This window comes from Dakarella massiliensis, from assembly GCF_001182045.1.
Lineage (GTDB): Bacteria > Pseudomonadota > Gammaproteobacteria > Burkholderiales > Burkholderiaceae_F > Mesosutterella > Mesosutterella massiliensis.
This window is the reverse complement of the sequence record NZ_CVTY01000007.1, coordinates 832166-847147: the sequence shown is the minus strand read 5'-3', so window position 1 is coordinate 847147 and position 14982 is coordinate 832166. Positions and strand designations below refer to the sequence as shown.

Below are 14982 nucleotides of genomic sequence, written 5' to 3'. Positions count from 1 at the left end.
ACATCTGGGATTTGTTTGTTGGTTTTACCGGGAGGGCAAATGATTATGTATACGCCACAAGCTCTCTTAGAAGAGTTCTGGGATATGAAAGTGCCTATAAATCCAGAGTTCTTTGCCAATAAATTAGGTCTGACCGTGGTTAGGGAAGAGCTAGGCTATCGTTCTGGGTATCTGAATGAAGAGACTGGGACGATTTACGTCAACGCCAAAGAGATCCCTGAGAGACAAAGGTTTACCATTGCCCACGAACTGGGGCATCATTGCTTGGGGCACGGCAGTGCCGAGCGTAATACGGTACTACCCAGTGGTGCAAAGAGCTACGACCCGGCAAAAGAAGCAGCGGCAAACAGATTCGCGGCTGATTTGATTATGCCCGCTATTGCCGTCCGCGCTTTGGTTGACAAGCTGAACATAAAGGATCCCGTTAAACTTCGGCAGGCGCTGGGAGTTTCGTCCCAGGCGTTGAATCTGAGGTTATCTACTCTGGGATACTTTCTATGACGCCCGGCGAGTCTAAAGGAATTGATTTGTCTGCCCCGGTGTCTGAGCTTGCCAACGATGCGTCAACCGCAGACCCTCAGACTAAAGTCCAGATTGAAAACACAAAACTCGAGCTCCAATTGCGCCAATGCCGCCTGGAACTGGAGAAAGAGCGTTTAACTCGAACAAAAGAGAATTCTGGGCGCAGACCTTGGCTTTTTAGGGCAGGATTGGCCGTTGTTATTGTTTTATTTTTGGGGTTTGCTATTGGCGCGGCGGAGGTTATTTACACTTTCCCTAAGGTTGAGCCCCATATCTTCATTACGACACTATTTTTGACGGCTGCTGTTCCCACTCTTTTGCTAATTGCTCTGGTAAAGGTGATTTTTTCTCCAGCCCCGCAGGAGGAGGAAGATAAGGCGAAGTTATCAGATGTGATCCCCTTTTCAAAAGCTGCAGAAACTATTCGCTCTGCTATTGAATAGCCGAGTCCCTTGATAATAAGAGACTCGGCGGATTTGCTTACGAAAGCCCCACCAGGTACCTATAGCACGGCAAATCCTTTACGGCCATGTCGTGGTGGGCGAGGATCTTTTCGACCTCATTCATGTTTGCCTCGTTCATCATTTCGTAGAAGCGCGGCGCCTCTGGAGACTGGACAGCAACGAGGAGCTGATAGACAAGGTCAAGCTGCCTGCGGAAGAGATATTTTTTGTAGTAGACGAGGGTTCTGATACGTTCCATCTCGTCTCTTGAGAGCGTGATGCAGTTTTTATCTACGAGCGCGGGGAGCTTTACCTCGCAGGTTGCGATGAAGTCGAGAGCGGTCTGAAGATCCTCGCTTCGGATCTGGTCATACTTTGCGACCTGAAAGCGGGCGTAGGGCGCGCGCCGAGATGGCCTTGCGGATCTGCAGTTGCTCCGCGGGGGCGAGGGTGGCTGCTGAGTAGCTCCCGGTCTTGCGGATGGGGTCGAGTTTCACGACCCCATGCACGAGACAACAAAAAAGCCGCTTTCAACAGTCGGCGGCTTGCTATTGCTCGCCGTATAGCTCGGGACGCCAATCCCGCGTCCGGAATCCGGACAGGGAAAATATACCATATTGAAGATATTGCTGTTGAGCTTTACGCGGCTCCCCCAAACTCACGCTGAGACTCCCGTACCGACGGATTTCACCCACTTCCTGATATCGTCTACCTTGAACCTCGTGCACTTTGGGCTGAGGCGCACGGGCCGAGGGAACGAGGGATCTTCCTTCACCTTTTTCCACACGGTGCTTTCCCCAATCGAGAGCATGGCCGCGGCTTCTTTCACATCCACCATCAGTAGCCCCAGCGGGGGGATTGTTCTGTAACGCTTCCTCATTTCTCGCTCTCCTGTTCATCTATTGCTTTATCTATAGCGGCCAAAGCTTCCTCCCCATATCCGGACACAAAAAGCTTGATTGCTTTTGAGATTTCTTTGGCTCCAGGACCGCTGATCGCATTAGCGTTTTCACAAGTCATTCTGTATTCCTTATGGTAAAGATCGCGCGAGCCTATCGGGTAGTTATGCTCCAGGAGCCATATCAGATACCAGCGCGCCTTTTTCAGGTCATCAACTGCATTTCCCTTATATGGGGCGCGCATCAGGTACTTCACAACGTTCCCAGAACAGAAATCCCGATCAGCAACGATCTCGATGACTTCGTGCGGCAGCTGGTTATAGTGCGCCGGGTGATTGATTTTTTCTTCAGTCATGGGTGAATCTTTTCTTAGAAGGGGATGTCTTCGTTCACGAACGTATCGTGTGCCGGCGCTTCATCTCGCTTGGGAGACTCGAACGATTCGGCTGCGGACTTCTTCTTAAGCGTGCGGTCCGACAGAGTCTTCAGCCGGGCGTCCACTGCCTTTGCTTCCGGAGCCTTCTCGAGAATTTCCCGGGCGTTCATGCGGGTGTCGGCGTCGAACGGCGTGAGGAGCTCCATGTGGAACGGGTACTTCTCATCAGACGGATCATTCACTCGCTGAAGGATCACGCCGATCTTCTTTCCTTCGAGATCATGGAAGCGCTCAACGTCCTGAGAGTTACCGTTCGAGTACTTAATGACGCCCAGCGTGGAAGAGATCGAACGCTTACGAAGAACCGTCATCACCGCGTCCACAATCCCTCGAGCGAAAGAGTCAGATCCATCCCGCTTCGTAATGCACATATTCAGACGAGCGGAACGTCCGTCGTTCGCGAAGAAGTTGAACACCATGAAGCCGGCACCCGACCTCGTGGTGTAGTAGTACGCGTCATGGAACTGACCGATATAAGCGCCGGATTCCGTGATGGCACTGGGGGCCCGGCAAGATTCCTTGGCGCTATCCGCGTTAAGAGTGAAGTCCATTTGTTTTCCTTTTAAAAATGGGGATTACTTGATTCGAAGAGACGCCGGACCGGTCACCAGCTTGGCACCCGGGATATCAACGCCATCCTTCAGCGCAATCTTCATTGCGGCTTTGCTGAGTTCTTTCTTGACGATGTAGAACTTCTCAGGGATCTGCTTCTCGTCGTAGATAGAGACGGTCGGCATACCCTTGGCAACCGATACCTTGCAAAGCGGGTTCTCGGCTTTGACGAGTCCGTTCTGCTGCATGTGCTGAAGGGCATAGGACTTCAGCCAATCAGCGCGGGAATTGAGGGATTTGGCTCGGGCGGAAAGCTGAGCAGACGCTTCCTTGCATGCCTCCGCGTTAGCCTTGAGTTCCTTGACGTAGAGACCGATACCGCAGATCTTCTCTTCGAACTGTTCGTGAAGAGCGTCGATCTGGGCGGCCGCTTCGGGGAGGATTTCACCGGTATCTTCATCAACCGGAAGGTTTTCGAAGAGTTCCCGGATACTTTCATCAAGCTGATACAGCGTTAGTTTTGTCGCCATTGGTGACTCCGTAGTAAGTGCAGATAGCTTTGTCGACAGCAGCCAGGTCGTTCTCGATTTCTGCCGTTTCGAACATCCCCATAGGAGACTTGACGGTGTCTGAACCTGAGTTCTGGGTGCTGAAGTAGTACTGGCCGTTCACAACGTGAGTCCGAAGAACAGTTGTGAACATGCCCTCGACCACGATCTTGTCGTCGAGGAGCTTTCCCAGTGTTTTGATCTTGGTGTTGCCGAATTCGTCGGTAGTGGTGTGAGCGAGGATGTAGACGCGCTTGTCTCCATCGAGCTGAGAGGCGGCCTGGCAGATATCAAAGCCGGCACCGCCGATCGCGTTGAACTTGTCGAATGACTTCTCATCCCGCCGAGCCATATACATGTTGGCGAGGATGTACTGCCAGTCATCAACCACGATGATGTCGGCCTGAGACTTTTTCATAGCCGCCACAATGATCTTGGGATCATCTGTGACGTAGATGTTCCCGCCATTGTTCCCGCTTTTGGTGAATTTCCTCTCGAACCAGCCAGTGGGCTTGAATGGGAGTGGTTTCCTAGTCGGCTGAATCAGAAGCGTTCTGGACGGATCCAGATTCCTCAGACTCGCTGTTTTGCCGGTGCCGGATTCGCCAAGAATTAGTGTTGCGTAACTCATTGCTTCTCCATAAAGATCCAACTTGAAAAAACCGACCGTTGTGTCCTTAAGAAAAGCGACAACGGTAGGCTTTTTCCTCCCAGCTCAGGTCAACTGCCCCTGGCATATGGCTCAGAAGAGCTTCTGGGAGTTAGCCGCGTCAGGTCGTACGGCTGTCTGCTCGAGCGTCCCCGTAATGCCGTTTACGGATCAATGCTGTCCGGGGCATTGCACCCCTGTCACTTACCTTCATTGCAAGATCTTGTGTATGGCTTTGAGCCATGCATAAGAACTCGGTTCTGAGGATCTCCTTGTAGGAAGATTGAATTGAGCGGTTCCACCAAAACGCTCTTTCTTTCATCCACAAGGAGAAAAGCTATGTCTGACTAAAATTCATTCACCTCCGCCGAGGTGACCCAGATCATCGTTGCCGGCCTGCAGTCTGGGGCGATCGTTCTTCCCTTCAGCAGAAAATTCAACGTTGAAAAGTTCAATCAGAAACTTGGCGACCACCTGAAGAATCCGGGGGTCGGTAATGGGGGCACGCTGGAGGAGAAATACGAGGAGTTCACTTCCAAACGACTCGCCTACCAGCTTGGCGGTCTTGCCCGTATGGGCGCCATCTACTTGCTTTGCCTCAAAGAGGCTCTCCTCACCGGGCTTACGGATAAAGAAACCGAGAGGATCATCGACGCCGCCACCAGCGAGTTCGTGTAACTCTTTAAGCCGATTGAGAAGGTAGCCGTTCACTTGCGGTGCGACATCAAAGTCCACTTCTTGTTTGGCGATTCCACATGCAGCCGCCCACATATCCCGGGCGGCTTCTTCAGTAATGCGGAGCGGTTTTTCGTTTTTATCCATCGCAGACCTCAATTGATCGAGAACTCGAGAATCCCAAAGAAGGACAGGAGCACGGCCGTGATCAGGAAGAGGGAAGCGAGCGAAATAGCTGCTTCAGCGATCCAGAGAAAGATTTCCCGGGCGGAGTCTTCATGCACCGTCAGGTTCTGAGTCACTTCGCGTTCACGGAGATCAGACTCGTACTGGTCGTAATCGGCGGTTCTGTAAGCCATGTCTTTTTCCATGTCTGTCTCCTGTTAATCGATCAGCTCGCACTCGGCGAAGTTGGATTTGACGCTGATTCGATAGGTGTACATGAGGGCTCCTTGATTAGTTGCCTTTGTTGCTTTGTTCGATGACATGACTATAGCCTATTTAGCTTTTGTTGTCAACAAAAACTAAAATAGAAAAAGAAAGTAGATGTTTTTTTTTGACAATGAGCAACAGACACAAAAAAACCGCCCGAAGGCGGTTTTTAAAAGAAGAGGACTAATTTATTTGAAAGTATGGCTTGATTCTATGACTCGACCGAAAAGCCGAATTCCATCTGCTTCATCCCCGAAATAATCCTCAGGCGGATAGGCGGGGTTAATGGAAATGATCCGAATGCCGTTTTTTATATGGGCGAGTTTTTTGATACGAAGTGCCCCGTCTACAGCCAAAACGTAGATACTTCCATCAACTATCCGGTTGCACCCAATATGAGGGTCGACGTTTTCTTCCCAAAGGATAGTGTCTCCTGAAAAGAGCAGGGGTTCCATACTGTCACCGACAACTTTTGCTCTGCGACATCTTGCTGGGTTAACGCCTTTACTCCGTAAGTAGTCGACCTTATACCACGCGGCGGATGATTTCTTCGTCTGTTCCCATTCTGGTTCAGAACCGTTCCCGGCAGAAAATGTTAATTGATACTCGGGGATTGAAACGTACCCTTCTGGTGGAGTGTCTTCTCCCGGGATAAAGGATTTAACTTGCACTTCTTCTTTGGATACGGAGCTTTGGTTAGAGAACCATTCAGGAGATACGCCGAAGAACTCGCAAATCTTGGCTAAGTTTGTTCCTTTCGGGACAGACCTCCCAGAAGCCCACACTTGCACAGCTTGGCGTGAAACCCCAATTTTTTGAGCCAAATCCGCCTGATTTAGCTTTTCTCTGGAAAGCAGAAGATTGAGTTTGTCTTTGAATTCCATTTTTCCTCCCTAGCTCTTAAAGCTATCAACAAAAACTAAAAACATCAACTAGTCTTCTGCGGTTTTTATAGACAACAAAAGCTAAAAATGCTATTCTATTGCCATGGTTTTATTTGACGGTGGAGAAGGATATGGATAGCGTCAACTGCATTGACGTTGCTGTGCAGGCATGTGGCTGTACTCAGAGTGAACTCGCTAAAAAGATTGGCGTTAGCTCTGGCCAGGTTTCAATGTGGAAGAAAAGGGGCTACATCACGCAAAAATACCTAAAAAAAGCAAGTGAGGTAACAGGGCTCCCGGCGCATATTCTCAATCCCTTCGTTCCTGTAGGGAATAAGAACGACTGCAATATGCCTCGTTCTTAACTAATGCCATGGCATTTAACAACCTCCAAGACACCAGAACACTTTGGGAAAGGTGTGATTTAGACACTCTTTCGAAAGCTGTTTTGCAAGTCCTGATAAACCATAGAAACAGTTGCTCCGGCTTGTGCAACCCGGGGACAACTCGCATTGCCTCTGAAACTGGAATGTCTACCCGCTCAGTTAAAAGCCGGATTGCGCTTTTGACGGCACAAGGCGTTTTGAAAATCGTCATAAAAGGGACGTTCACAACACCAAGCGGATATGCAATCAACCTAGAGGGAGTGGCTACTAGTGAATGTACTCCCACTGGTGCAGGAGATTCACTAGTGAAAGATATTCATCAGACTGGTGCAGGAGATTCACTAGGGGTAGTGCAAGAGGCGCACGAGGGTAGTGCAGGAGATGCACCCAAACAAATAAGTAATAAAGAAAGGAATAAAGAAGAGCCCCTACCCCCCCCCTCGCCTGCGGCGAAGCGGGAGGCACAGACACACCGCTTCTCGCTATCCGAGATCCCGGATGCTTGGAAGGACTACATCGAAGCCGTACGTCCTGATTTGGATCCTAAGAAAGTCTTTACTGACTTCAGGTTCTACTGGGAGAACGGCAGAGGTTCCTCCACCAGAAGGTCAGATAAAGGCTGGACGCAAAGCTGGCAGACATGGGTAAGGAGAGAGAAAGAAGCACAAAGAAGGGAAGGAGGTCAAAGAAGAGGAGAAGAGTTCCGACCAGGTGAGGAAGACACAACCGGCTTTAGGAACCTGTTCAGGTGAGGGGGACAAGACGAATGAGGGTGATCGAAGCGAATTGCCGAAAGCTTGGAGAGTCCGTGGTTGTTCTCTTCCAAACCGAACGTGAAGGGCAGAACTACACCAAGGACACGGTGAACGTCCTTCCGTCGGACAGAGCCGAGATTATCGATTGGTCTTTTCTTCGTGACCGAAAAGTTCATGTCCTGGCGGTAGGCGAGGATTCGAAGAATTACTCGGTTGGTTCGCTTGGTGACAAACGCATGCGGGAGTGCATTGAAGACATCCTGGCAGTAAGTCCCGCTATGGCGATCTTCTCAAGCGAAGGGCACGAAGGGACGGTTAAAGGGTTCATGAGGCGTTTTAGGAGGAACGACGATGGGAGCAGCTACACAGAACTTTGAGATTAAACCTGAAGAGGTGCAGGGCTTTTGGTCAGGGCGCAATCCCTTTCCAGACGTCATCCTGGCGGCAAGTCTTCAGTCCGACATCATGGAGCAAGTTGAACATCCGGAACTTGATGTCGGAGAGCCTTGTCCCATCATCCCGAAATTCCGATTCCGGAAGGGAGAGCTGACGATCTGGGCAGGCGGGAATGGTGACGGCAAGTCCGCCATGATGAGCCAGATCGCGCTTTCGATGATGATGCGTGGAGACTCGATTTGTATGCTCTCTTTCGAAATGGATCCGAAAGAAACGATCATGCAGATGATCCGCATGGCTTACGGACGTGGCCTGTACTCGAACGAATCTGACAAAGTCTCCAAGTTCTTCGACTGGTGCGAGAGGAAATTCTGGATCTACCGGAATCGTGGAGCGATTGACCCGGCTTACGCTTTGGACGCTGTCGCTTTCGCAGCAGAACGCAGGAAGTGCTCTCACGTCTTTGTGGACAACCTCATGATGCTGACAGGTGGGAACAACTCCGACCAGCTGTACCAGACTCAGCGCCATATCGTGGAGCAGCTGAAGCGAATCGCGGTTGACTGCCAGACCCACATTCATGTGGTCGCTCATCTTCGGAAACCCTCTTCCTCTTCTCAAGGCTTGAAGTCACCGCCTGGGCGATACGAGATCTCAGGCTCAAGCGACATCTCGAATCTGGCCGATAACGTCGCTGTGGTTACCCGAAACCGGGATAAGGAGAACGAGGCCACACGCCTTCAGACAAAGAACGCCGGGTGGGACAAGGAAGCCGACACGCTTATCAAGCTTGATAAGCAGCGTAAGACCGGTGAAGTGGTCTGGCAGAGGCTTTGGTACGAGAAGAAATCCGGGCAGTTCTGCCTTTCCCCTGAACGTCGGCTGATGGAACTGATGCCGCAGTCACTCTCGGGGATCGATCTTTCAAAGAGCCATCAGGCAGAAGCACTGAGTCCCGAAGGCCCGGGGTGGATTTAACCATGCTTTTTATCCAGCTCAGGGGCCCTGTTATTCACAAAATGCCCGTAAAGGCACCTAGGAGCCTCTCAGAGCGTCTTCCCGAGGAAAAACGATAAATGGGGAACCGAGGAAGCTCAGGAGAACGCTTGTAGGCCGTTTAAACGCGAAATCAGGAAATGAAGAAAAGATGAGGCGGTAAACATGATCTCAGCCAGTTTTATTAATCACACGCTCACGCAGCCAGTCGCCAGAGTCGCCGAGATAGCCGACGCCAAGGAAAAGGCAGCCAAAGATAGGGCCGTCAGAGTCCTGACTGATGAGCGGATGTCCCCGCTGGAAGACCTGCAAAAGTGCGAGGAGCACTTCCAAAAGGTATCGGCTTATGTCGAGGCAAGACGAGAAATCATCTCCCACGCCAAGGGCGCGAGGATCTTCCCTGACGTCATCCCTGAAGATGTCTGGAAGTCTCTGGATATCCTCTGCCGGACTGCACCGGCTATGTACCTTGAAGCCCGGCTAAAGGTCACCATAGGCGTCATCGCGGACGCGTATAAGCGAAAGGGGATAGTCCGTCCTTCTGTCCACGATCATCGCCTGGTGCCGGATGCTTCATGGGTGAAGACTGACAGCGATGTCCGAAAGTACATCAAGCAGCTCAGGGCGTTGCCTGACGGTAGCAGAAAGCGCTTCCCGGCAGTGATTCGGGAGCATATCGCTCGAGCATCGATGAAGCTGCCAATCCCGGTAGTGGCAGACCGATTTGGGATCTCCACCTGCTATGTGGGCGAGGTCCGGAGGGAATTCAAGGAAAAGCAGGAGGAGAAAAGTGAGTTTTGAGTTTGGCTTCCAGGTGCCGGGTAAAGCGAGAGGAGCCGCCCGGCCTCGGTTCATGAGGAACGGTCACACCTATATCCCGGATGAAGACCGACGGTACCGCGCTTTCGTCCAGTCAATGGCGAGAAAGGCGATTGCCGGGACGCAGTACACAGGGAAAGATGCGCTCTCTTTTGCGGTCGATATCCTTGTCTGCTGTAAGGTACCCGTCTCATGGACCAAGGCAAAGAAAGCCGCGGCGCTCCGGCAAGAGATTTCTCCCGGGAAACCAGACGCCGATAATGTCGCCAAAATCATTCTGGACAGTCTTAATCGGCTGGCTTGGGAGGATGACAGCAAGGTGTCGATCCTTACCGTCAGGAAGCAGTACAGCGACGCCTATGAGGGTATCCGGGTATGGGTGGAGGCAGAACCGACAGACAGGAGAGAAGCGTGATCGATCAGGAACTCGATTTCCGGCTCACTAACTGGGCCAGATACTACAGAGACAGGCCTAAGGTCCATGTCCCTATGCTGGCGAAACTGATTGCTCTCTTAGGAGTACCGGAGGATTTTTATCAGGATGATTCAAAAAGCTATGAACCGATAGACCCTGCCGACGCTGCACTGGTAGAAAAAGCTCTCTGTTCGCCGCTTTATCCAGAAAAATACCGCCTCATGATGTGCGTGCTTTACCTTAGACCGGGAATCCGCGTAAAAAGGCTGGGAAGGGCTTTGGGATTAAACAGGCATAGTTTTTGTGAGGAGACTCGACGCGCGAGCGTGATGCTCAAGAACATCCTCGATTTTTACTCCAGAGATAAAACAACTGTTGATTTCAAAGAGGATAAGGCGTAAACTATGAAATATCAGTAAGCGAAAGACGCCAGTTTCATATTTAGGGGTGGCCGATGGCCATCCTTTTTGCACCCGTGAGAAACGTAAGCCCGATGATTCCAAGATCACCGGGTTATTTTTTATGCCGGGCTGGTTTTCCCTTGAGTTTGCTTGGATTCTCTTATGCCTCTTCTCCATATTTGCGCTTACCCAGGCTGTCAGGAAGCCATACCTCTGGCGGACAAGTACTGTGAGCAGCACAAAGAGAAAGGTGCGGCAAGGGACGAGAAAATCCGTGCTGGACGCAAAGCCATATCCGAGCGGCGTCGACTTCGGTACAAGGGTAACTCGAGCGCCAGAGGCTACGGCTATCGGTGGAAGAAGCTTCGTGACTGGTACATCGCGGCGCATCCGCTGTGCGAGGAATGCCTGAAGCAGCACAAGATAACGCCCGCCACGGACGTAGACCACATCCGGCCGCACAAAGGAGACCAGGCCCTGTTTTGGAGCGTCGACAACCTCCAGTCGCTTTGCCACGAATGCCACAGCCGTAAGACTGCCAGCGAGGACGGCGGGTTTGGAAACAGTATCCGCAAGCGGCACGGGTAGGGGTCTTTTCCGCCAAGGGTCTGATCGGGTTTGAAGACCGGGCAGACCAGTCGAATTTTTGCGCACGAACATCAATACCTGCACTTTTATGCCCGCACGAAGACTATCTGATGCCGAGAAACGCGCGAAAGGCGTCCATTCGAGCGCCAGAAGCGTTTCGGACAGGGTTTATGACGCGACAAATTCGCTGACCGTTGTCGACGATAGCAAAAAGCAGGGCGATGTCGTCGCCATCAATCCCCCCTCGGGGCTCACGGCGGACGCGAAGAAGGCCTGGACGGACGCGCTGAGCGAAATAGCTCCTCTGGGGCTTCAGAAAAGCGATTTGAAGACGCTTGAGCGGTGGTGCCGGTACTACGCCCTTTATAGAAAGGTGGCCCGCAAGGTCGAAGACTCCCGGGAAGACCATCTGATAGAGATCGACGATAAGGGAAACAGGAAAGTTTCCCCGGAGTTCACGATCATGATGCAGATCGACTCGGCGATGCTGAAACTGGAAAAGGAGTTGGGCTTTACGCCCCTCGCGCGTATGCGTGCGCCCGCGCGGGAGGAGCCGGAAAAGCCGAACGTTTTTAATGCCTTCGAATAGAAATTACCTCAAAATAGCCGAAAACTACGGAAAAAAGGTGATTTCCGGTGAAATTGCGGCCTGTGAATGGGTGAAAAAGGCCATTTCCCGCCAAAATGACGATTTGGAGCTGTATTCGGGGGAAAACAGCCCCTACTACTTTGATGAGCGCATGGCCGCCCGGATCTGCAGGTTTATCGAGTACCTGCAGCATACGAAGGGCGAACTCGCCGGTCAGCGCATACGCCTTGAGCCGTGGCAGTGCTGGATTTTGACCACGGTTTTCGGTTGGAGAAGGACATCGGACGGCGGCCGAAGGTTTAGGCGGGTCTATATCGAGGTCCCCAGAGGAAACGGAAAGAGTCTGCTGAGTTCGGGCGTCGCTCTTTACTGCCTCCTGGCGGACGGAGAGCCGGGCGCCGAGGTTTATTCTTTCGCCACGACTAGAGACCAGGCCGGAATTGTTTTCGGCGACGCCAAGCGCATGGCGCAGGACAACCGGGATCTGCGTTCGCATTTCGGGCTTGAGGTTTTGGCCCACGCCCTCTATGTCCCGAAGACAAATTCCACCTTTCAGGCGAAATCGGCTGAGGGTTCGACCCTTGACGGCTTGAACACGCATCTGGCCGTGGTCGACGAGCTGCACGCCCACAAGCGGCGCGACGTCTACGACGTGGTCGAGACGTCCCTCGGAAAAAGAAGAAACAGCCTGATGTGGGTGATCACCACGGCGGGCAGCGACACTTCCGGAATCTGCTACGAAGTCCGTTCGGTGGTGACGAAAATTCTCGACCGCTCGGCGAATGATCCCTCCCAGTTCGGAATCATTTACTCGATAGACAAGGACGACGACTGGAAGAGCGAGGCGGCCCTTATCAAGGCCAATCCCAACTGGGGAATAAGCGTCAGGCCGGAGGTTCTGAAGTCGCTGCAGAAGAAGGCTGTCGCCGTTCTCTCGGCGTCTAACAACTTCAAAACGAAGCACCTGAACGTCTGGGTGAGCGCCGACACCGCCTGGATGGATATGGAGAAGTGGAGAGCCCTGGGCGGCTCCTCGCTCGACCCCTCGGACTTCGAGGATGACGAATGTGTGGTGGGGCTTGATCTGGCCACTCGCAAGGATATATGCGCCAAGGTCAAGGTCTTCAGGCGGTACGTTGACTCTGTCCCCCATTATTTCGTTTTCGGGGATTACTTCCTGCCGGAAGAGGCGATCAAGAGCTCCGCCAATTCGCAGTACGCGGGGTGGAGCGAACTGGGGTTCCTCACCGCCACGCCGGGATTCACCACTTCCTTTGGAGCGGTTGAAGACTCCATAAGGGAAGACTGTTCTAGGTTTGCGGTTTCAGCCGTGTCTTACGACCCGTGGCAGGCGACTCAGCTCGCAAACGAATTGTCGGACGGCGGCGCCCCGATGGTCGAGGTGCGGCAGACGGTTCAGAACCTCTCGGAGCCCATGAAGCTGCTTGAATCCCTCGTGCTTGAGGGGCGCATTCACCACGACGCCAACCCGTGCCTCGACTGGATGCTTTGCAACGTTGTGGCTCACCTTGACGCCAAAGACAACATTTACCCGAGGAAAGAAAGGCCGGAAAACAAGATAGACGGCGCGGTCGCGCTAATCATCGCTCTCAGCAGATATGTCGAGAGCGAAGAACAGTCAGAGGATTTTTCTAATTTCGCTGAGATGGCGGTTATATGAACATTCGGAGATTTGTTAGGAATCTGCGCTTCTGGGGCGGGGCGTTAAGCGACCACTCGGGAGAGCAGATGGGCGTTCCGGTCGTGTCGCCGTCTACAGGCGTGGTTTCCCCCGACAGGGCGCTGCAGCTCGCTACCGTCTATGCGTGCGTAGACATGATGGCGTCGACCATTTCGGCTTTCCCGCTGATGGTGTACCGCCAGAGCCGGGGAAAGAAGACAGCGGCGAACGACACGAGGCTTTGGAACCTACTGCACGACTCGCCGAACGCTGATATGACACCCGTCGATTTCTGGCGGGCGATGATCGTCCAGCTGATGCTTCGCGGCAACGCGTACGCCGTTATCGACCGGGATGAACTGACCAAAGAGGCCGTTGCGCTTTATCCTCTTTCGGCCGATCAGATGTCCGATCAGATCACGGAAGACGGCGTTCAGATCTACGTTTACAGCAAGGACGGAAAGCAGATAGTTTATCCGGCCGAGGCCGTTCTCCACCTTAAGGGAATCGGGACCGGATTTCACGGGTTCAGCAAGCTCGAGTTCATGACGGACTCGATCAACGAGTCGCTCGACATTCAGAAGTTCAGCGGAATACTCGCCAACACGGCCAGCAAGCCGTCCGGCATTGTCGCGGTCAAGCACAAGCTCACGAAAGAGGATCGGGCCGCCCTGATGGCCGCGCTCGGGGAGTTCAAGTATGGGGACAAGCGGTTCATGTTCATCGAGGGCGACATGGACTTCAAGCAGGTCGCCATGAGCCCGCAGGAGTCCCAGATCCTCCAGACAAGGCAGTTCACTACGGAAGAGATTTGCCGCTGGTTTGGCGTGCCGCCGCAGCTCATCGGCGGAGGGACTACGGCCTCCTGGGGTAATGGCATCGACCAGATCACTCAGGGATTCGAAAAGTATGTCGTTCGCCCGATGGTCGTTTCCATCGAGCAGGCCATTTCAAAGCGGGTTCTTACTCAGCAGCAGAGAAGGCGCTACGCAGTTGAGTTTTCCATGACGAATCTTTTGCGGGCTTCGATGGCCGATCGCTTCGCCGTTTATTCGACCGCAGTCCAGAACGGAATCATGAGCCGCAACGAAGTGCGCTCCCTTGAGAACATGGATCCGCAAGATGGGGCCGATGAGCTTACGGCGCAGACGGCGCTTGCTCCGCTTTCTTCCCTGGGGAAAGTCGCAAACAACGGTTCGCCCGACTCCGGGAGGGTTATCAAGTCATGAAAAAGCAGTTTATCAACTTGTCGGCTGATCTTCAGGCATCCACCGCTGAAGACAGGTGGATTTTTAAGGGCTATGCCTCCGTTTTCGGAAGCGGAAACGACCGCGGCTTCTCCATCGCCCCCGGCGCTTTCAGCGATGTGATCCAGTCCGGGGCCATTCCCTCCATGTTCTTTAACCACGATCGTCTGGGCGTGCCTGTTGGCCGGTGGCTGAGCCTTGCCGAGGACGACAAGGGCCTGAAGGTCGAGGGCGAGCTGAGCAAGAGAGTCAGTCAGTCTTCGGACATCCACGGGGCTCTCCTTGACGGGCTGATCACCGGGATGAGCATCGGTATCGTCTACGACCCCGAGGACATGAAAGAGACCGATGGAAAGTACTCGCTTCATAGAGTTGCCGAGCTCCCCGAGATCAGCCTCGTGACCTTCCCGTCCGATCCTGAAGCGAGAGTGGCCGAGGTTCTTTCCGCCGATGAGATTGATGAGGCTATTGACCGCATTCAGTCTGTTAGAGATTTTGACGGTTTCCTGCGGGATGCGGCGGGACTGTCCCGCCGTCAGGCCAAGCGTCTGGTGGCTTCCGTCAAGACAGCGTTGACGGCTGAGATCGAGCGAGACGCCCGGGATCAGAGAAATGCCGCTGCATTTAAGCGTCTTAATGACGCTATTTCCAATCTTTAAAAGGAAACTT

23 protein-coding genes are annotated in these 14982 nt (G+C 52.9%); 14 read left to right on the top strand and 9 right to left on the bottom strand.

Translation table 11 applies throughout. The features are described 5' to 3' along the window. Positions 1–39: 39 nt before the first annotated feature. Entirely contained in the window at positions 40–501 is a 462-nt protein-coding gene (locus BN1936_RS10250; protein WP_049687340.1) for an ImmA/IrrE family metallo-endopeptidase, read from the top strand. Further along, positions 498–965 (top strand): hypothetical protein, encoded by a 468-nt coding sequence (locus BN1936_RS10245; protein WP_049687339.1) that lies wholly within the window; start codon positions 498–500, stop codon positions 963–965. Before BN1936_RS10250 ends, BN1936_RS10245 begins: the two co-directional genes overlap by 4 nt. A gap of 37 nt (positions 966–1002) precedes the next feature. Here BN1936_RS10245 and BN1936_RS10240 read toward each other — a convergent pair whose 3' ends face one another. From BN1936_RS10240 to BN1936_RS10200, 9 genes are all read right to left on the bottom strand, one after another. Next, complete coding sequence (locus tag BN1936_RS10240; RefSeq protein WP_049687338.1) at positions 1003–1224, bottom strand: hypothetical protein; 222 nt, start codon at positions 1222–1224, stop codon at positions 1003–1005. A 399-nt stretch (positions 1225–1623) separates the two neighbouring features. Beyond that, entirely contained in the window at positions 1624–1845 is a 222-nt protein-coding gene (locus BN1936_RS10235; RefSeq protein ID WP_049687337.1) for a helix-turn-helix transcriptional regulator, read from the bottom strand. After that, on the bottom strand, positions 1842–2219 hold the full coding sequence (locus BN1936_RS10230) for a DUF3310 domain-containing protein (protein WP_049687336.1): 378 nt from the start codon (positions 2217–2219) through the stop codon (positions 1842–1844). Before BN1936_RS10230 ends, BN1936_RS10235 begins: the two co-directional genes overlap by 4 nt. A 14-nt stretch (positions 2220–2233) precedes the next feature. Next, the gene (locus BN1936_RS10225) at positions 2234–2851 is read right to left on the bottom strand and encodes a hypothetical protein (protein ID WP_022442857.1); all 618 of its coding nucleotides are present in this window, start codon (positions 2849–2851) and stop codon (positions 2234–2236) included. Positions 2852–2875: 24 nt separating this feature from the next. Then, entirely contained in the window at positions 2876–3382 is a 507-nt protein-coding gene (locus BN1936_RS10220) for a siphovirus Gp157 family protein (RefSeq protein ID WP_022442856.1), read from the bottom strand. Next, positions 3351–4031 carry a DEAD/DEAH box helicase family protein gene (locus BN1936_RS10215; protein WP_049687335.1) on the bottom strand — a complete coding sequence of 227 codons (681 nt, stop codon included), beginning with the start codon at positions 4029–4031 and terminating at the stop codon, positions 3351–3353. Before BN1936_RS10215 ends, BN1936_RS10220 begins: the two co-directional genes overlap by 32 nt. A gap of 372 nt (positions 4032–4403) precedes the next feature. Then, positions 4404–4871 (bottom strand): hypothetical protein, encoded by a 468-nt coding sequence (locus BN1936_RS10210; RefSeq protein ID WP_049687334.1) that lies wholly within the window; start codon positions 4869–4871, stop codon positions 4404–4406. Between the two features lie 8 nt (positions 4872–4879). Further along, positions 4880–5095 (bottom strand): hypothetical protein, encoded by a 216-nt coding sequence (locus tag BN1936_RS10205; protein ID WP_049687333.1) that lies wholly within the window; start codon positions 5093–5095, stop codon positions 4880–4882. 249 nt (positions 5096–5344) lie between these two features. Then, a complete protein-coding gene (locus BN1936_RS10200; RefSeq protein ID WP_049687332.1) occupies positions 5345–6040 on the bottom strand; it encodes a S24 family peptidase in 696 nt (231 codons plus the stop codon). A 131-nt stretch (positions 6041–6171) separates the two neighbouring features. On the opposite strand from BN1936_RS10200, the gene BN1936_RS10195 reads away from it, so the two are divergent. The 12 genes from BN1936_RS10195 to BN1936_RS10140 all read left to right on the top strand — a co-directional run bounded on the left by BN1936_RS10195 (position 6172) and on the right by BN1936_RS10140 (position 14972). Then, complete coding sequence (locus tag BN1936_RS10195) at positions 6172–6405, top strand: helix-turn-helix domain-containing protein (RefSeq protein ID WP_049687331.1); 234 nt, start codon at positions 6172–6174, stop codon at positions 6403–6405. A gap of 8 nt (positions 6406–6413) precedes the next feature. Then, a complete protein-coding gene (locus BN1936_RS10190) occupies positions 6414–7178 on the top strand; it encodes a helix-turn-helix domain-containing protein (RefSeq protein ID WP_325058619.1) in 765 nt (254 codons plus the stop codon). A 14-nt stretch (positions 7179–7192) separates the two neighbouring features. Further along, positions 7193–7558 carry a hypothetical protein gene (locus tag BN1936_RS10185; RefSeq protein ID WP_022442849.1) on the top strand — a complete coding sequence of 122 codons (366 nt, stop codon included), beginning with the start codon at positions 7193–7195 and terminating at the stop codon, positions 7556–7558. 88 nt (positions 7559–7646) lie between these two features. Then, positions 7647–8555 (top strand): DnaB-like helicase C-terminal domain-containing protein, encoded by a 909-nt coding sequence (locus BN1936_RS10180; RefSeq protein WP_157274793.1) that lies wholly within the window; start codon positions 7647–7649, stop codon positions 8553–8555. A gap of 183 nt (positions 8556–8738) precedes the next feature. Beyond that, on the top strand, positions 8739–9374 hold the full coding sequence (locus BN1936_RS10175; RefSeq protein WP_022442847.1) for a hypothetical protein: 636 nt from the start codon (positions 8739–8741) through the stop codon (positions 9372–9374). Beyond that, a complete protein-coding gene (locus BN1936_RS10170; protein WP_049687329.1) occupies positions 9364–9807 on the top strand; it encodes a RusA family crossover junction endodeoxyribonuclease in 444 nt (147 codons plus the stop codon). Before BN1936_RS10175 ends, BN1936_RS10170 begins: the two co-directional genes overlap by 11 nt. Next, positions 9804–10208, top strand: a complete 405-nt coding sequence (locus BN1936_RS10165; RefSeq protein WP_049687328.1) for a hypothetical protein — start codon at positions 9804–9806, stop codon at positions 10206–10208. The genes BN1936_RS10170 and BN1936_RS10165 overlap by 4 nt, the downstream gene beginning before the upstream one ends. 162 nt (positions 10209–10370) lie before the next feature. Beyond that, positions 10371–10796, top strand: a complete 426-nt coding sequence (locus BN1936_RS11965; protein ID WP_053101867.1) for an HNH endonuclease — start codon at positions 10371–10373, stop codon at positions 10794–10796. A gap of 88 nt (positions 10797–10884) precedes the next feature. After that, positions 10885–11385 carry a P27 family phage terminase small subunit gene (locus BN1936_RS10155; RefSeq protein WP_049687327.1) on the top strand — a complete coding sequence of 167 codons (501 nt, stop codon included), beginning with the start codon at positions 10885–10887 and terminating at the stop codon, positions 11383–11385. Continuing rightward, entirely contained in the window at positions 11372–13066 is a 1695-nt protein-coding gene (locus tag BN1936_RS10150; protein ID WP_049687326.1) for a terminase large subunit, read from the top strand. The genes BN1936_RS10155 and BN1936_RS10150 overlap by 14 nt, the downstream gene beginning before the upstream one ends. Before the next feature lie 68 nt (positions 13067–13134). After that, positions 13135–14295 (top strand): phage portal protein, encoded by a 1161-nt coding sequence (locus tag BN1936_RS10145; RefSeq protein ID WP_049687325.1) that lies wholly within the window; start codon positions 13135–13137, stop codon positions 14293–14295. Further along, complete coding sequence (locus tag BN1936_RS10140) at positions 14292–14972, top strand: HK97 family phage prohead protease (protein WP_049687324.1); 681 nt, start codon at positions 14292–14294, stop codon at positions 14970–14972. The genes BN1936_RS10145 and BN1936_RS10140 overlap by 4 nt, the downstream gene beginning before the upstream one ends. The last annotated feature ends 10 nt before the right edge of the window (positions 14973–14982 follow it).

Excerpts from the sequence above, each read along its gene's own strand:
- BN1936_RS10250 (WP_049687340.1), top strand. The coding sequence starts at position 40 with ATGATTATGTATACGCCACAAGCTCTCTTAGAAGAGTTCTGGGATATG.
- BN1936_RS10245 (WP_049687339.1), top strand. The coding sequence starts at position 498 with ATGACGCCCGGCGAGTCTAAAGGAATTGATTTGTCTGCCCCGGTGTCT.
- BN1936_RS10240 (WP_049687338.1), bottom strand. The coding sequence starts at position 1,224 with ATGGAACGTATCAGAACCCTCGTCTACTACAAAAAATATCTCTTCCGC.
- BN1936_RS10235 (WP_049687337.1), bottom strand. The coding sequence starts at position 1,845 with ATGAGGAAGCGTTACAGAACAATCCCCCCGCTGGGGCTACTGATGGTG.
- BN1936_RS10230 (WP_049687336.1), bottom strand. The coding sequence starts at position 2,219 with ATGACTGAAGAAAAAATCAATCACCCGGCGCACTATAACCAGCTGCCG.
- BN1936_RS10225 (WP_022442857.1), bottom strand. The coding sequence starts at position 2,851 with ATGGACTTCACTCTTAACGCGGATAGCGCCAAGGAATCTTGCCGGGCC.
- BN1936_RS10220 (WP_022442856.1), bottom strand. The coding sequence starts at position 3,382 with ATGGCGACAAAACTAACGCTGTATCAGCTTGATGAAAGTATCCGGGAA.
- BN1936_RS10215 (WP_049687335.1), bottom strand. The coding sequence starts at position 4,031 with ATGAGTTACGCAACACTAATTCTTGGCGAATCCGGCACCGGCAAAACA.
- BN1936_RS10210 (WP_049687334.1), bottom strand. The coding sequence starts at position 4,871 with ATGGATAAAAACGAAAAACCGCTCCGCATTACTGAAGAAGCCGCCCGG.
- BN1936_RS10205 (WP_049687333.1), bottom strand. The coding sequence starts at position 5,095 with ATGGAAAAAGACATGGCTTACAGAACCGCCGATTACGACCAGTACGAG.
- BN1936_RS10200 (WP_049687332.1), bottom strand. The coding sequence starts at position 6,040 with ATGGAATTCAAAGACAAACTCAATCTTCTGCTTTCCAGAGAAAAGCTA.
- BN1936_RS10195 (WP_049687331.1), top strand. The coding sequence starts at position 6,172 with ATGGATAGCGTCAACTGCATTGACGTTGCTGTGCAGGCATGTGGCTGT.
- BN1936_RS10190 (WP_325058619.1), top strand. The coding sequence starts at position 6,414 with ATGGCATTTAACAACCTCCAAGACACCAGAACACTTTGGGAAAGGTGT.
- BN1936_RS10185 (WP_022442849.1), top strand. The coding sequence starts at position 7,193 with ATGAGGGTGATCGAAGCGAATTGCCGAAAGCTTGGAGAGTCCGTGGTT.
- BN1936_RS10180 (WP_157274793.1), top strand. The coding sequence starts at position 7,647 with ATGGAGCAAGTTGAACATCCGGAACTTGATGTCGGAGAGCCTTGTCCC.
- BN1936_RS10175 (WP_022442847.1), top strand. The coding sequence starts at position 8,739 with ATGATCTCAGCCAGTTTTATTAATCACACGCTCACGCAGCCAGTCGCC.
- BN1936_RS11965 (WP_053101867.1), top strand. The coding sequence starts at position 10,371 with ATGCCTCTTCTCCATATTTGCGCTTACCCAGGCTGTCAGGAAGCCATA.
- BN1936_RS10155 (WP_049687327.1), top strand. The coding sequence starts at position 10,885 with ATGCCCGCACGAAGACTATCTGATGCCGAGAAACGCGCGAAAGGCGTC.
- BN1936_RS10150 (WP_049687326.1), top strand. The coding sequence starts at position 11,372 with ATGCCTTCGAATAGAAATTACCTCAAAATAGCCGAAAACTACGGAAAA.
- BN1936_RS10145 (WP_049687325.1), top strand. The coding sequence starts at position 13,135 with ATGGGCGTTCCGGTCGTGTCGCCGTCTACAGGCGTGGTTTCCCCCGAC.
- BN1936_RS10140 (WP_049687324.1), top strand. The coding sequence starts at position 14,292 with ATGAAAAAGCAGTTTATCAACTTGTCGGCTGATCTTCAGGCATCCACC.